15 protein-coding genes are annotated in these 14,340 nt (G+C 32.9%); all 15 read left to right on the top strand.

From position 1 onward, the window contains the following. The first annotated feature begins 43 nt into the window (after positions 1-43). Positions 44-1,609: a flagellar hook-associated protein FlgK gene (gene flgK, locus AC1DCY_RS19335; RefSeq protein WP_477352804.1), complete on the top strand. Its 1,566-nt coding sequence runs from the start codon at positions 44-46 to the stop codon at positions 1,607-1,609. A 35-nt stretch (positions 1,610-1,644) separates the two neighbouring features. Then, positions 1,645-2,562 carry a flagellar hook-associated protein FlgL gene (gene flgL / locus AC1DCY_RS19330; RefSeq protein ID WP_477352802.1) on the top strand — a complete coding sequence of 306 codons (918 nt, stop codon included), beginning with the start codon at positions 1,645-1,647 and terminating at the stop codon, positions 2,560-2,562. Between the two features lie 121 nt (positions 2,563-2,683). After that, the gene (locus AC1DCY_RS19325; protein ID WP_477352801.1) at positions 2,684-3,247 is read left to right on the top strand and encodes a DUF6470 family protein; all 564 of its coding nucleotides are present in this window, start codon (positions 2,684-2,686) and stop codon (positions 3,245-3,247) included. A 16-nt stretch (positions 3,248-3,263) separates the two neighbouring features. Continuing rightward, the gene (gene fliW / locus AC1DCY_RS19320; protein WP_477352799.1) at positions 3,264-3,707 is read left to right on the top strand and encodes a flagellar assembly protein FliW; all 444 of its coding nucleotides are present in this window, start codon (positions 3,264-3,266) and stop codon (positions 3,705-3,707) included. Next, positions 3,707-3,925: a carbon storage regulator CsrA gene (gene csrA, locus AC1DCY_RS19315; protein ID WP_477352797.1), complete on the top strand. Its 219-nt coding sequence runs from the start codon at positions 3,707-3,709 to the stop codon at positions 3,923-3,925. Before fliW ends, csrA begins: the two co-directional genes overlap by 1 nt. 170 nt (positions 3,926-4,095) lie before the next feature. Continuing rightward, complete coding sequence (locus AC1DCY_RS19310; RefSeq protein ID WP_477352795.1) at positions 4,096-4,908, top strand: flagellin N-terminal helical domain-containing protein; 813 nt, start codon at positions 4,096-4,098, stop codon at positions 4,906-4,908. A 101-nt stretch (positions 4,909-5,009) separates the two neighbouring features. Continuing rightward, entirely contained in the window at positions 5,010-6,710 is a 1,701-nt protein-coding gene (locus AC1DCY_RS19305) for a motility associated factor glycosyltransferase family protein (protein WP_477352793.1), read from the top strand. 11 nt (positions 6,711-6,721) lie between these two features. Then, positions 6,722-7,066, top strand: a complete 345-nt coding sequence (locus tag AC1DCY_RS19300) for a hypothetical protein (protein WP_477352791.1) — start codon at positions 6,722-6,724, stop codon at positions 7,064-7,066. Continuing rightward, complete coding sequence (locus tag AC1DCY_RS19295) at positions 7,066-8,277, top strand: motility associated factor glycosyltransferase family protein (protein WP_477352789.1); 1,212 nt, start codon at positions 7,066-7,068, stop codon at positions 8,275-8,277. Before AC1DCY_RS19300 ends, AC1DCY_RS19295 begins: the two co-directional genes overlap by 1 nt. A gap of 115 nt (positions 8,278-8,392) precedes the next feature. Beyond that, positions 8,393-9,361, top strand: a complete 969-nt coding sequence (gene pseB / locus AC1DCY_RS19290) for a UDP-N-acetylglucosamine 4,6-dehydratase (inverting) (RefSeq protein WP_477352843.1) — start codon at positions 8,393-8,395, stop codon at positions 9,359-9,361. 33 nt (positions 9,362-9,394) lie between these two features. After that, positions 9,395-10,606: an ATP-grasp domain-containing protein gene (locus AC1DCY_RS19285; RefSeq protein WP_477352788.1), complete on the top strand. Its 1,212-nt coding sequence runs from the start codon at positions 9,395-9,397 to the stop codon at positions 10,604-10,606. A gap of 1 nt (position 10,607) precedes the next feature. After that, the gene (locus AC1DCY_RS19280; RefSeq protein WP_477352786.1) at positions 10,608-11,288 is read left to right on the top strand and encodes a class I SAM-dependent methyltransferase; all 681 of its coding nucleotides are present in this window, start codon (positions 10,608-10,610) and stop codon (positions 11,286-11,288) included. Positions 11,289-11,565: 277 nt separating this feature from the next. Next, positions 11,566-12,615 carry an N-acetylneuraminate synthase family protein gene (locus AC1DCY_RS19275; protein ID WP_477352785.1) on the top strand — a complete coding sequence of 350 codons (1,050 nt, stop codon included), beginning with the start codon at positions 11,566-11,568 and terminating at the stop codon, positions 12,613-12,615. Next, complete coding sequence (locus tag AC1DCY_RS19270) at positions 12,612-13,595, top strand: hypothetical protein (RefSeq protein ID WP_477352783.1); 984 nt, start codon at positions 12,612-12,614, stop codon at positions 13,593-13,595. Before AC1DCY_RS19275 ends, AC1DCY_RS19270 begins: the two co-directional genes overlap by 4 nt. After that, positions 13,592-14,326 (top strand): cytidylyltransferase domain-containing protein, encoded by a 735-nt coding sequence (locus AC1DCY_RS19265; RefSeq protein ID WP_477352781.1) that lies wholly within the window; start codon positions 13,592-13,594, stop codon positions 14,324-14,326. The genes AC1DCY_RS19270 and AC1DCY_RS19265 overlap by 4 nt, the downstream gene beginning before the upstream one ends. The last annotated feature ends 14 nt before the right edge of the window (positions 14,327-14,340 follow it).

Here is a 14,340-nt window from a genome sequence, read left to right as displayed (position 1 = left end):
TTTCGCTTGAGATGATAAACGTTAATAAAAAGGAGGAAAAAAAATGCGCTCAACATTTATGGGCTTAGAAGCAAGTAAACGCGGTTTATTTACACAACAAACAGCTTTATACACAACTGGACATAATATTTCCAATGCAAATACATTAGGTTTCTCTCGTCAACGGGTAAATATGCAAGCGACTCCTGGCTTCCCAACGCCGGGTTTAAACTCACCGTATTACCCTGGGCATCTTGGAACTGGGGTTGAAACTGGGTCGATTCACCGTATTCGTGATGAATTTATTGATCGCCAATATCGCCAAGAAACAAATAAATTTGGCTACTGGGAATCACGTTCAAATGCGATTTCTCAAATGGAAGATATAATGAACGAACCGTCTCAATATGGTTTAAACGCAGCATTAGAGCAGTTCTGGAAAGGGCTTCAAGATGTCAGTACAAATCCAGAAAATATGGCCTCTCGTAAAGTAGCTATCCAACGTGCTGATCACCTAGCTGAATCATTTAGATATACGGACAAGCAGCTAAAAACAATACAAGGTAATATAGGGAACGAAATTAATGTAGCGACAGATCGTATCAACTCACTCTTAAAGCAAATTGCTGCCATTAATAAACAAGTTCAGGAAGTAGAGCCGAATGGTCTTGTACCAAACGACTTATACGATGCACGTGATCTTTTAGTCGATGAATTAAATAATTACATACCTGTTTCAGTTAAACGAGTTGAATCTGGCGGAAATGCTAGTTCAGTGGCTGAAGGAACCCTTACAATTGTGTTTAAACCAAATGGTAAAGATGAAATTGAGCTAGTTAATGGTAAAGATTATGCTACTATCGAAGTAAATGGCACTAATGGCACTGGTTCAAAACAAATTGATGGCAACGACTTGTCTAATGTGTTTTCATCTATGCAAGTAAGTGGACTTGGCCCAACAGAAACAATTAAATATGGCCAGTTAGAGTCAGGTAAAGGGAAACTATTATCGCTTATTGATTCATACGGTTATACTTCAACAGATGCTAATGGTAATACTATTACTAAAGGTTATTATGCTGAAACATTAGCAGACCTTAATAAATTGGCAGCTGAATTTGCTAAAGCCTTCAATGATATGCATAAGCAAGGCTATGATTTATCCGGTGTTCAGAATGATAAATTAGATTTCTTTACTACGGAAGACGGATCCCCAATAACTGCAGGCAATATTATAGTAAACGCAGAGTTATTAAAAGATTCTTCTAAATTAGCTGCTTCTTCTAGACCGAATGAAGAAGGAAATGGTAAATGGGCACTGGAACTTGCTAATATTCAATCCAAAGTCCAAGGTGGTTTAGATGGTGCGACATTTAACTCTTTTTATCAAGGAATGATCGGTAAACTAGGAACTGACGGTGAAGAAGCTTATCGTTTAAGCAAAACTTCTGAAAAATTATTAGTAACACTTTCTGGTAATCGTGATTCAGTAAGTTCAGTGTCACTTGATGAGGAAATGACAAATATGATTACATTCCAACAAGCTTATAATGCGAATGCTCGTATGATAACTGTTGTTGATGAAACATTAGACAAAATCATTAACGGCATGGGCCGTGTAGGACTATAAAAATAGAATTACGATAGAAAGGGGCTTTTAAAAAAATGCGCGTAACGCAATCCATGCTATCTAATAACATGCTTTTAAATTTAAATAATAGCTACGGTAAAATGTCTAAGCTACAGGACCAAATCACTTCAGGTTCAAAAATTACTCGACCTTCTGACGATCCAGTAATAGCAGTAAAAGGAATGGGCTATCGCCGTGATTTAGGTCAAGTTGAACAATATACTCGTAATATGAATGAGGTTAATAACTGGATTGATACAACTGACGAATCGCTAAATCAAGTTGGTGAACAGATGAAGCGAGTGCGTGAACTTGTTATTCAAGCGGCCAACGATACAAATACACCGGATGACCGAGCAAAGATGAAAGCTGAAATCGATCAAATTCGTCAGCAAATTCAGGATGTAGGAAACACAAAGATTGCCGATCGTTATATTTTCAGCGGAACACGTACTAATCAGCCATTGTTTGAGAATGGTAAAATTGATCCAACAAAAGTAAACTCAGAAGATGTAATTATTGAAGTTTATGATGGTATTCAGATGAAAGTGAATACACCTGGTGCTGAACTATTTCAAAATATTGATGACATGATGGGGAAAATTTCAGATCTTTTAGATCCTAATCGTGCCGGTGGACCAGCTACTGGTGAAGAAATCGGTAATGCTCTTGGAGGAGTATCTGACAAAAGTACTGGCGATGATATTACAGCTATGCATAATAAAATTCTCGAGGCTCAGGCTGATGTCGGAGCACGTCAAAATCGTGTAGAGTTAATGGAGAATCGCCTTTCTATCCGTGAAGTAAGTGTAACAAAGCAAATGTCCGATAATGAAGATGTTGATTATGCAAAGGCTATTACTGAAATGGTTACTAGTGAATCGATTCATCAAGCTGCACTTTCTGTTGGAGCGAAGATCATTCAACAAACATTAGTAGATTTTATAAGATAAAAATAGTCTGGATTATTTGAATTTCTACAAAAGCGTCAGATTTAAGGAATCTTAACGAATAAGATTAAAAGAAGCGTTTGGACATTTTGTTCAGGCGCTTTTCTTGAAAGGAGAGGTATATATGAGACTCCCACAAATCCAAATTCATACAACAGGTGCAAAAATAGACCTTAATATATCTAAACCACAACAATATATTAAACAACCTAAAGCAACTCAGCATATTGAACAGCCGGCCGCTATTTTAGAAGTTCATACGACTAGAGGCGTTTTAAAAATTGATTCTTCTCAGGCAAGACGGGATATAGGAATGATAGGTCCATTGGAATCAAGTTCCAATTATGCGGAAAAAGGAAAACAAGAGGCTCTCAAGGGAATGGCACGTAGAGCGAGAGAGGGACGTCAAATGATGGACAACGCTGGTAAAGACCAGGGTCGTGCAACAATCCAAAATATCGCAAAACAAAATCATGGTCCCCACCGCACGCCGTTTAATATTAAATTTGTACCATCAGTAGGTTCAGTGAAAATAGACTATACACCAGGTACAACCGATGTCAATATTCAGCGGAGAGAGCCAATAATTGACGCAAAAGTGAACAAACCAATACACGAATACACACCAGGAAAAGTAACTGGTACAATGGTACAAAGACCGGATGTTGACATCAATGTCGTCATTTAAAGGAGCGTATAAAACAATGAAAATTCCTACTAAATTTTTAGGTGAAATCGAAATTGGGGAACAGGACATCTTAACGTTTGAACATGGATTACTCGGATTAGAGAATGAAAAAAAATTCGTATTATTACCTATAGATGCAGATCTTCCTTTAGCGATACTGCAATCTATTGAACATGTGGAAATTGGTTTTGTAGTTGCCTATCCATTCGCCTTCAAAAAAGATTACAGTTTTGATATAAGCGAAGATGATCGTAACCAGCTACAAATTGAGAAGGAAGAGAACGTACTTACATACTCTATAGTAACAATGAAGGAAACATTCCAAGAATCAACGATTAATTTGCTTGCACCTATAATCGTTAATATGGATAAAAAACGTGGTAAACAAATTGTCCTCCAAGATAATAAATCCAATCCACTACGCTATCCAATGCAAACATTGGAAGGAAGTGCGAAATAATGCTAGTACTTTCTCGAAAAAAAGATGAATCTATCATGATTGGCGATCAAATCGAAATTAAAATACTAGCCGTCGAAGGTGAGCAAATAAAAGTAGGCATTGTCGCACCAAAAACAGTTAAAGTACACCGTTCTGAAGTATTTGAAGCCATTCAAGCACAAAATAGGGAAGCTCTTTCCGCCTCGTCAAGTTTCTTAGAGCAGCTAAAGAGAAAATAATTTGGATTCATTTACATAAAAAAATAAAAAAACTTTCTAAAAACTATTAAACATTTCCAACTAAATACGATATATATATTGTAAGGGGCAGGAAGTACACACATACTACCTATTCCGAAATTCCACACGGATGTGGAATAACAAAACAAACATTCAAGGAGGAATTCCAAATGAGAATTCAACACAACATTTCAGCTTTAAACACACACCGTAACCTAGCTTTCAACAACACTCAAGCTTCTAAAAACCTTGAGAAATTATCTTCAGGTTACAAAATCAACCGTGCTGGCGATGACGCTGCTGGTTTAGCAATCTCTGAAAAAATGCGCGGACAAATCCGTGGTCTTGATATGGCTACTAAAAACGCTCAAGACTCAATCTCTTTAATCCAAACTGCTGAGGGTGCTCTTAACGAAACACACGCTATCCTACAACGTATGCGTGAATTAGCAGTACAATCTGCGAATGATACAAACGTAACATCTGACCGTGGCGATTTACAAAAAGAAATCAATGCACTTTCTGAAGAAATCACACGTATTGCAAACAACACAGAGTTCAACACTCAAAAATTATTAAACGGTTCATTTGCTACTAAAGCATTCCATATTGGTGCGAATGAAGGACAAAACATCAGTCTTTCAATTGCTAGTATGAGTGCAGGTGCAATCGGTGTTTCTGGATTAAGCATTTCTTCTCAAGGTGCTGCAGATAATGCAATTACAACAATTAACAATGCTTTAACTACAGTTTCTGCTACTCGTTCGGATTTAGGGGCGGTACAAAACCGTTTAGAGCACACTATCAACAACTTAGGTGCGACTTCTGAAAACTTAACAGCTGCAGAATCTCGTATTCGTGATACTGACATGGCTAAAGAAATGATGGGCTTCACAAAAAATAACATCTTAATGCAAGCTGCTCAATCTATGTTAGCTCAAGCTAATCAACAACCACAAGGCGTTCTTCAATTATTACAATAATTGAATAGCGTTTGGTATAAGATAAAGGAATCTGTCTTCTTTTTGACAGATTCCTTTATTTTTTTATTTTACAGTCGATAATAAATAAGAGGTGGTTAATTTTGAGTAAATATAAAATAGAATACTTACCTACTATTAATAATCTACAAACTATTAAAGTTAATGATTACTTTTTACATAGCAAATATAATCCTATACAGGAAGCAAAGAGAATCGTGGAAAAAGAGTTAGAACCAAATTTTGTTTACGTAGTTTTTGGTTATGGTTTAGGATATATCGTTAATGAATTAAAAAGTCAAATAACTAAAAAGGAAATGTTGATTGTCATTGATCCGCTTTGTAGAGAGCTTTCTGATACTGTAGGGAAAAATAATGAATATATATTGCTTGAGGAAATAAAGAGTGAAATTCTTGAGGAAACTATAAGTACTGCTTTAAAGAATTTAAGTGCTAAGGTGAAGGTGATATGCTCACCTAATTACGATAAAATTTTTAGGGAAGAGTACTTAAGTGTTTTAGAGAGCGTCAAAAGAATCCAAAGACTTCACCAAGTTAGAGAAAACACAACAAGAAGATTCTCCTATGAATGGCAGGAAAATTATATACATAATCTCTTACATACATTTAGAAGTCACTCAGTCAAAGAATTAGAAAAACAATATAATTGTCCTGTTGTTGTTATCTCAGGGGGGCCGTCTTTAAAAAAACAAATTCCGTTGCTGAAAAAAGTTAGGAATCAAGTTATCACGATAGCTTCAGGTTCTACTATTAACTCCTTAAAACATCATGGAATAGAACCTGATTATGTAGTATCAATAGATGGGGGAAAGGCAAATTATAGTCATTTTAAAGAGATTAGCGAGATTAAGTCTCACTTAATTTTCGGATTCAGTAGCCATTATAAAATACAGGAGATATTTTCAAATAGAAAGTATGCTCTTTTAGATGATGGAGACAGTGATTTTCGAAAATATATCATGGAGAAATTTAATATGGAAGTCCCTCTTATTACAGGCGGAGCTTCAGTAGCCAACTTTGCTTTTTCAGTAGCTTGCTATATGACGAAGGGACCTGTTGCGATTATTGGGCAGGATTTGGCATACACTGATAATAAATCGCATGAGGATAGCAACAAACACTTTGTAGAAGTAGATGAAGCCTATATTAAAGAGCGTGGAATGTTTGAAATAACAGGCTATTATAATGATAAAATTCTAACTGACTATGCATTTTTGCTTATGAAGAGGGATTTTGAAAGGCTAAATAAGCAAATACAGCATTCGGCACCAATTTTTAATTGTACAGAGGGGGGAGCCAAAATAGAAGGAATGGAACAACTTTCCTTCTTTGAATTTTGCAAACTTTTTATTAATGGAGAAGATAGCGTAGAAGTAAGTATCCATTTTGAACCGCATGATATAAATAAGGATATTTTCATCAGTAAAATGCAGGATGAAATAGTGATTTATAATAAGCTTATTAGTCAAATTCAAGTTGGTCTGGCAAAATTGGAGAGAAACAATTCGAATACGGTATTTGAAAAAAGTGTTTTACTTGAGTTGGATAAGATAGATAAATCAATTAAAAAATATAAGACAAAAACTTCGATGAATCATATATTCGATCCAATTACGATAGATGTTCTACGTAATTATGAACCAACGCCTAATGAGAGTGATAAGGAAGCTTATCAAAGAGTATATAATCAGAATAAAGAGCTTTATTCAAGATTATTAGAAGTATTTAATACTTCGAAACAATATGTTTTAGATATGATAGAAAATGCCAATAAATTAATGTGAGGTTATAAAATATGAATGATTTGTTAAACGAAACAATTTTAAGTTTTAACGAGTATATTGGGGGACTACCTGAGGGTTGTATGATGATTGCAAATGTCCTCCGTGATGACCAGATTGCAGAAGCCCTTGGTCATATTAAAGATTTTTCGGAAGGAGCTAGTTGGATAGTTGAAGCAAATAGACTATTACAAGCAAACAATGTGTCGATAGGATTCGATATGACGAAGATTATAGATTACCTGGGAGAAATTAATGAGGGGTTATCTATCGGAGATTATAATTTAGTAGCAGATATATTTGAATATGAAATTGCTCCATTCTTTAAAGATATAGAATCAGGAGCTTCCAGAAAATAATGGAATTCGAAAAATTTGATGCACATGATGGCAACGCTACATTAAAGGTAAATAATATATTATTGTATAGCAAGTACCGTCCTCTTACAGAAGTGAAAAAGTTTATTGAAAGTGAAATTAATTATGAAGCTAAAGGGTATTTATTAATAGGATTAGGATTAGGCTATCATTTAAATGCTTTAGCAAATTTAGTAGAAGAGAAAAAGCCGATTATTGTTTTTGCCTTAGATGAACAAGAAATAGCGTTATATCAATCTGTATTCTATAGCGAAAAATTGTTAGATAATATAACTATCACAACAGATTTTAAAGAAATATCTATCCCGAATGACTTTCAAATTATTATGCCGCATGTTTGGTTACAAGTAATGGACAAAGGCCATCCACTTTATTATTTGTTGATGGATATAAAAATAAAGCAGATGTCTTACAAGCGTTTTTTTTCAATAATGAGGAAAAATTTTTACGAAAATATACAGGAAAATTATTTTGGTCTTATAGAGCATAAAGAAAATATGCAAAATACAAATATTGCTTGCCTAATTTCTAGTGGGCCATCCCTGAATTTAACAAAAAAATGGTTGGGGAATATTAGGGATAAGGTATATCTGTTATGCGTAGGCTCTGCCCTGAAAGTACTACTAAAAGAAAATATTGTCCCAGATGCTGTAATTATAACGGACTGTCAACCAAATATTGTTGATCAATTAAATGATTCAGGGTATACAGGCGACCTCTTCTTTTTAAGCACTGCAGATTTTAATACCGTTAGGCAACACCAAGGAAAAAAAAGTATTTTGATGCAAGAAGGATATGATTTGGCTGAGTATTTTGTGGGGGAAAAATCCTATCCCTTATTAGAAACTGGTGGGTCTGTAGCTACAGCGGGCTTTAGTTTATTAGAGTATTTAGAGTTTAGGACAATAATCTTGTTTGGTCAGGATTTAGGTTTTGCTAATGAAAATACGCATGCTATGAATTCTACTTCTGGAAGAGAGTTATTAATGGACGAGGAGTTTATTGAAGTAGAATCTAATACTCAAGAACCTATTAAAACGGTACCTAATTTATATAGCTATTTAAGGTGGTTTAATCGAAAATGTAGAGTAAGCAAATGCCAAGTGTACAACACAGCTGAAAAAGGGGCAAGAATAGAGGGCGTCCCATTAATAAATGAAGAACGATTTTATGCACTTATAAAAAAACCATAAATTACAGTTTTATCTTTATGATTAAGATGAATTTGTCGATATAATAATGGATTTGAAAATTAAATCATGTAGGAAATAATTGATCCTTAAGATATAAGATAGGAGTTTTTAAATGATGGTGTTAGATAATAAAACTGTGCTAGTAACAGGTGGAACAGGCTCCTTCGGTAAGAAATTTATACGTAAGGTACTTAATGAAAATGTGAAAAAAGTAATAGTCTTCAGCCGTGACGAACTGAAGCAATATGAAATGAAGCAGGAATTTAAAGATGAGCGAATTCGATTCTTCATTGGCGATGTACGGGATAAAGAGCGTTTATATCGAGCATTTGATGATGTGGATATTGTGATTCATGCGGCAGCGATGAAACATGTAGATGCATGTGAATATAATCCGTTTGAGGCTGTAAAAACGAATATTCACGGTGCACAAAATATTATAGAAGCGGCAATCGATCGCGGTGTAGAAAGAGTCATTGCACTATCAACGGATAAAGCTTGCTCACCGGTGAATCTATATGGTGCGACAAAACTAGCATCTGATAAACTATTTGTTGCAGCCAATGCTTATGTTGGAGAAAAGAAAACACGTTTTGCGGTCGTACGCTATGGCAATGTAGTAGGAAGTCGTGGTAGTGTTGTTCCATTTTTTAAAAAGATTAAAGACACAGGAAAGTTACCAATTACAGATGAACGTATGACTCGTTTTTGGATTACTTTAGATCAAGGTGTACAATTTGTTCTAGATAATTTAGAGCGTATGTATGGTGGTGAAATTTTTGTACCAAAAATTCCTAGTATGAAGGTAATAGATTTGGCTAAAGCTATTGCACCAGAATGCGAAATTGAAATAATTGGCATTAGACCAGGTGAGAAATTACATGAAGCAATGATTATGGAAGACGATGCGCGTCATACAGTGGAGTTCGATAATTACTATGTAATTCAACCTGAATTCCCGTTTTGGTCACCGGAATTTATAAATGATGGAAATAAATTACCAGAAGGCTTTGAATACACGAGTGATAAAAATGAAGAATGGTTAACTATACTAGAGTTAAAAGAACTTGCTGAAAATCTTTAAACTAAGTTTGCTGAACATGAGGAAGTGATAATCGTGTCTCTATCCAAAATTAATATATTAGCAATTGGTACCGGTGTTGAACAAATCGATGCAATTCAATATGCTAAATCGAAGGAATTCTATGTAATAGCAATAGATAGAGTGATTAGTGATTTTGTGAAGGAAATTGTTGATGAATTCTACGAAATTGACTTGAAAAATGAAGATGAAATTATTCATAAAATAAAAGATAAAAATATTAAATTTATTATTCCTTCAACTATAGGCTATCTTTTAAAAACAATAGGAAGTATTAATGATACTTTAAATCTTCCAGGTGTTACAAAAGAAATGGCCTTGAAAATGACTGTGAAAAGTAAATACTCTGAGTTTTTAACAACGAGGTCATTGTTTAACCCTAAAAAACAAGTAATAGAGGGAGACAATAAAACTGCTAATTATATTAAAAAAATTATTGAAAATGTAGGTTTGCCTTGTATTCTTAAACCAGAAAAAGGATCTGGTAGTAGAGGGGTAATATCTATTTTTAAGAAAAATGAAATTATAGACGCTATACACTATTCATTAGAAAATTTGCTAAGTAATGAGGCGCTTATAATCGAACAGTACATAGAGGGAGTAGAGTATGGCGTAGATTTTCAAATTAAGCAAGGAGACATCCAAATAATTGCTATTAGAGATAAAATTATGAGTGATCTACCCTATAGACAAGAAGTTGGCTATATTTACGAATTTGATGATACTAAAGTTGAGCTTAAAAAGAGAATAAGTGAAGAGTTAAATCGAGCCTTTGAAAATGAGAAAAATAATTTATGTTGTATAGGGAATATTGATGTAATAATCAATGAAAAATTTGTCTATTTTGTTGAAATGTCTTTGAGACCAGCTGGGTTAGGAATTATGTATAATTTTTTGCCTTCAGCAATAGGATACAATCCTGTACATAATATGATAAATATGTTAGCTTTCGGTGAAGAAAATGTGAAAAAACCTACTAGTAATAATTTGGTAGGGATGTTTTATTTAGATGTACCACCAGGAAAGGTTAAATCACTTCCGAATTTAGGTAAATTCGTAGTTATAAAAAGCGAGATAAATTTAAAAATAGGGGATATAGTAGAACCTATTAAAACAGGTCAAGATACTATAAAGAGAGGATATATTCTTTTAGAATCAACAAATCGAAAACAATTATTTAGAAATTATAAAAAAATTTTAGAAGAAATAGAAGTGGAGAAGATGTAGAATGAACAATAATGATTTACAAAATAAAATTGCTTGGACTAAAGAAATAAAAAAAAATGTTATGCTATATCCGAATGAAAAGATTGTTGCTTTTTTAGCTAGGAATTATAAAGACATAGAGGTAAATAGCTCTAAAAAAGCGTTAGATATAGGCTTTGGTTCTGGTAGACATTTGAAGTTGCTTTTAGACTATGGTTTTCAAACATATGGTACAGATTACAGTGAAGAATGTTTGAAGATAGCTAATGATAAATTAAAGAACTACAGTGGACTACAAAAATTGAGCATGCAATCTATTGAAGAACTTGATTATCAAAGTGAAACATTTGATGTTATCTTACTTTATGGAGTTGCATTTTTACGACAATTTGAGGAAATGAAACGTGATTTACAACATATTTTTAATTTGTTAAAAGTAGGTGGTAAATCTATTGTAAACTTTAGAACAAACGAAGATGATATGTTTCAAACTGGTAAAAAGGTATCAGAGCAAACGTATATTTTAAATGATGATCGCTATCCAAGTTATAGAAATATGCTTTATACATTTTTATCATTAGAAGAAGCAAAAGAATTATTAGAAAGTACTGGCTTCAAGATTATAAATATTGAAAGAGAAGATTATTGGAAAAATCAGTTAGAACAAAAAAATAGTTGGTGGATTTTCACTGTAGAAAAGTAGTTAATTGAGTGATGTAAAATACTGTTATAGAACTACTAGAGTATATAAAAGCTTCTGTAGGCAGAAAAAATCGGCGGTTATTTTATATTAAAGATATATTCTGTCTTCAGTAGTTAAATTAGAGAAAAGAATTTCAAAGAAATTATGATGATTTGTTATTAGAAGAGCTAATATCTTGAATTACCTCTTGAAAGAATCATTTATGAATGCATATATGGAATTAAATTAAAGATTGACTACTCTGGAAATTTAGTTACTTTAGAAGGGATAAACAGCGATGACATTTAAAGTAGGAGATAAATTAATAGGTAATAATGAACCCGTATTTATTGTAGCAGAAATAGGTGCTAACCATAATAATGATTTAACACTTATAAAAAAAACAATTGATGCAGCAGTTGCATGTGGGGTAGATGCAGTTAAATTTCAAACCTATACAGCCGAAGAGTTACTCTCTGATTACGAGCGTTTTATTACATATGGAGTGAGTGGGAAAGAAGTTACAGAACCTATTGGTGATATGTTTAATAAACTCTCTTTACAAAGAGAATGGCATCATGAAATTTTTGAATATTCGAGAAAACTAGGTTTGGTTCCTTTTTCTACACCATTTAGTATAGATGGTGTAGACTTTTTAGATCAACTAGAAGTACCTTGCTTTAAAATCGCTGCCTCTGATGTGAATTACTTACCTATGTTACAGCATGTTGGACAAACTAAAAAGCCTGTCATGTTATCATTAGGGAAATGTACTATAGGAGAAGCAGATGAAGCAATTTGTACATTAGAGAATAATGGTACAAAGGATATGGTAATTATGCATTGTGTTGCCCAATATCCATCTCCTATGGAAGATATGAATTTAAAAACAATTCAAACCCTAAAGCTTCAATATCCAGATAAAATTATTGGTTTTTCAGATCATACTACAGGAGCTACTGCTGCTATAGGGGCAGTTGTGCTAGGAGCGAAAGTTATTGAAAAGCATTTTACGTTAGACAAAAATTTAGAGGGACCTGATCATTGGTTTAGCATGGATCCAACAGATATGAAATTTATGGTTGATGAAATACGAAACATAGAGATCGCTTTAGGTTCTTCTAGAAAACAAATAGCTAAATCCGAGATTGGTGAACGGAAAACTTCTATTAGGTCTATTGTTTTGAACACAGATATAGAAGTAGGTCAATCTATTCAGGAAAGTGATGTTAAATTTACAAGACCAGGTTGGGGCATTGAACCTAGAGATCTAAATAAAATTCTTGGTCTTAAAGTAAACCAAAAACTTAAGAAGAGTACAGTACTAGAATGGAAGTATTTTAAATGATTATTTTCCATACTTTATTAACTGAGAAATCTGGATTTGGAAATTTCATAAGAATGAAAGAAGTCTATAGAGAGTTGAAAAATTCTGTAAAAGATATTCATTTTTTGGTAATGGTTGATAATGAAAAAAAATTTTCGTTCGGTAGCAAAGATAGATACATTTTCTTTAACCAAAAGGATATAAGTAATAAATTTAAGACCTTGCTTGAAAGAAAAACAAGTAAGGTTTTACTTATTAGTGACTTTCCATTTATAGATGATGTTACAAAAAACATTTACTCAAGTTATACATTTGATTACACGATTTCTTTAAATGACGCAACTTTAGAAGAAGTAGAACCTAATATATTTATTAATACGGATAAACTTATTAGACCGAAACCATCTGTAAAAAGTTTTGTAGGATTGAAGTATCAAATTATTAGATCTGATTTATCACGTGGTGTCTATTTAAACAAACTGGAAGTAAAAAAAATAGGAGTTATGTTTGGTGGGTCTGATCCAGACAATTTAACAAGTATTTTTTTAAAGGATATTCTTAGAAAAGAACTGAATAAAAGATATGTTTTTAAAATCGTGATGAACGATAAAAGTAGATATAGTAAGTTCCTAAAAATTATTAATGAATTGTGTATAGTAAATATAGAAATTTTATTATCCCCTAATATGCCAGAATTTTATAAAGATATTGATGTACTCATAAATATGGGGGGGATGTCTTCATATGAAGCTATGTTTTGTGGAGTTAATGTATGCTCAGTGGAATGGAATTATATGGGTGAATATGTGAAATCTCTTGCACTTGAGAATTTATTAATTAATTTAGGAAGTATTGAACATGCGTGTGATTTTTTGAACCTTATCTTAGGAGATCTCGAAAATTTTAAAAAAATAAGGAATCAAGCATTAAAGGTATTAGATGGGAAAGCAACACAAAGAATAGCACAAATTATTTTAGAAACATATGGTGATATGAAATGAACATAGGTGTAATTATTCAAGCACGAATGGGGTCTACAAGATTACCAGGGAAAGTATTAAAACAACTAGATAATAAAACGGTTTTAAGCTATGTGGTAGAGAGATGTAAACTAATGAATCATATAAATGAAATTATTGTTGCAACTACAATTTCATCAGAAGATGATGCTATTGTAGAATGGTGTATTGCTAATGATGTTGCTTATTTTAGAGGAAGTGAAAATAATGTTTTAGAGAGATATATTCAATGTGCTGAAAAGTATAATTTGGAATATATTATTCGAGTAACAGCAGACTGTCCTTTTGTAGATTTTGAAATAGCGAATGAAGTAATTGAACTAGCAATTCAAGATGATGATTTTGATATATGGGTTATTAGAGAGAATTGGAGTAGAGGATTGGCTATAGAACTTGTAAAGCTAAAGGCATTAAAAGAAATAAGTCAATTGGTAATGGAAGAAAAATATCTTGAACATGTAACACTTTACTTATATCAAAATGGTATAAACTTTATTAGGAAAAATTTCGAAGTGTCTGGAGATAGGAAATACCCTCAATTTAGATTAACTATTGATACGATTGAAGATTTTCTAGTATGTAGCTTAATTGCAAAGAACTTTAAAAATACATCAGTTTCATGTTTTGATATATTCGAATTCCTCCTTGTAAATCCTGAAATTTCTAATTTAAATAATACTATTCAACAAAGTATAGTTTCCGGAAATAATTAAGAGAGAGGGAATAA

Source organism: Lysinibacillus sp. 10T31, from assembly GCF_056394365.1.
This window is presented reverse-complemented; position numbering and strand designations above follow the sequence as displayed.

What these genes read in the sequence shown, in the direction of transcription:
- fliW (WP_477352799.1), top strand. Translation starts at nt 3,264, where the DNA reads ATGAAAATTCCTACTAAATTTTTAGGTGAAATCGAAATTGGGGAACAG.
- AC1DCY_RS19265 (WP_477352781.1), top strand. Translation starts at nt 13,592, where the DNA reads ATGAACATAGGTGTAATTATTCAAGCACGAATGGGGTCTACAAGATTA.
- AC1DCY_RS19310 (WP_477352795.1), top strand. Translation starts at nt 4,096, where the DNA reads ATGAGAATTCAACACAACATTTCAGCTTTAAACACACACCGTAACCTA.
- pseB (WP_477352843.1), top strand. Translation starts at nt 8,393, where the DNA reads ATGGTGTTAGATAATAAAACTGTGCTAGTAACAGGTGGAACAGGCTCC.
- AC1DCY_RS19270 (WP_477352783.1), top strand. Translation starts at nt 12,612, where the DNA reads ATGATTATTTTCCATACTTTATTAACTGAGAAATCTGGATTTGGAAAT.
- flgK (WP_477352804.1), top strand. Translation starts at nt 44, where the DNA reads ATGCGCTCAACATTTATGGGCTTAGAAGCAAGTAAACGCGGTTTATTT.
- flgL (WP_477352802.1), top strand. Translation starts at nt 1,645, where the DNA reads ATGCGCGTAACGCAATCCATGCTATCTAATAACATGCTTTTAAATTTA.
- AC1DCY_RS19325 (WP_477352801.1), top strand. Translation starts at nt 2,684, where the DNA reads ATGAGACTCCCACAAATCCAAATTCATACAACAGGTGCAAAAATAGAC.
- AC1DCY_RS19275 (WP_477352785.1), top strand. Translation starts at nt 11,566, where the DNA reads ATGACATTTAAAGTAGGAGATAAATTAATAGGTAATAATGAACCCGTA.
- csrA (WP_477352797.1), top strand. Translation starts at nt 3,707, where the DNA reads ATGCTAGTACTTTCTCGAAAAAAAGATGAATCTATCATGATTGGCGAT.
- AC1DCY_RS19295 (WP_477352789.1), top strand. Translation starts at nt 7,066, where the DNA reads ATGGAATTCGAAAAATTTGATGCACATGATGGCAACGCTACATTAAAG.
- AC1DCY_RS19280 (WP_477352786.1), top strand. Translation starts at nt 10,608, where the DNA reads ATGAACAATAATGATTTACAAAATAAAATTGCTTGGACTAAAGAAATA.
- AC1DCY_RS19300 (WP_477352791.1), top strand. Translation starts at nt 6,722, where the DNA reads ATGAATGATTTGTTAAACGAAACAATTTTAAGTTTTAACGAGTATATT.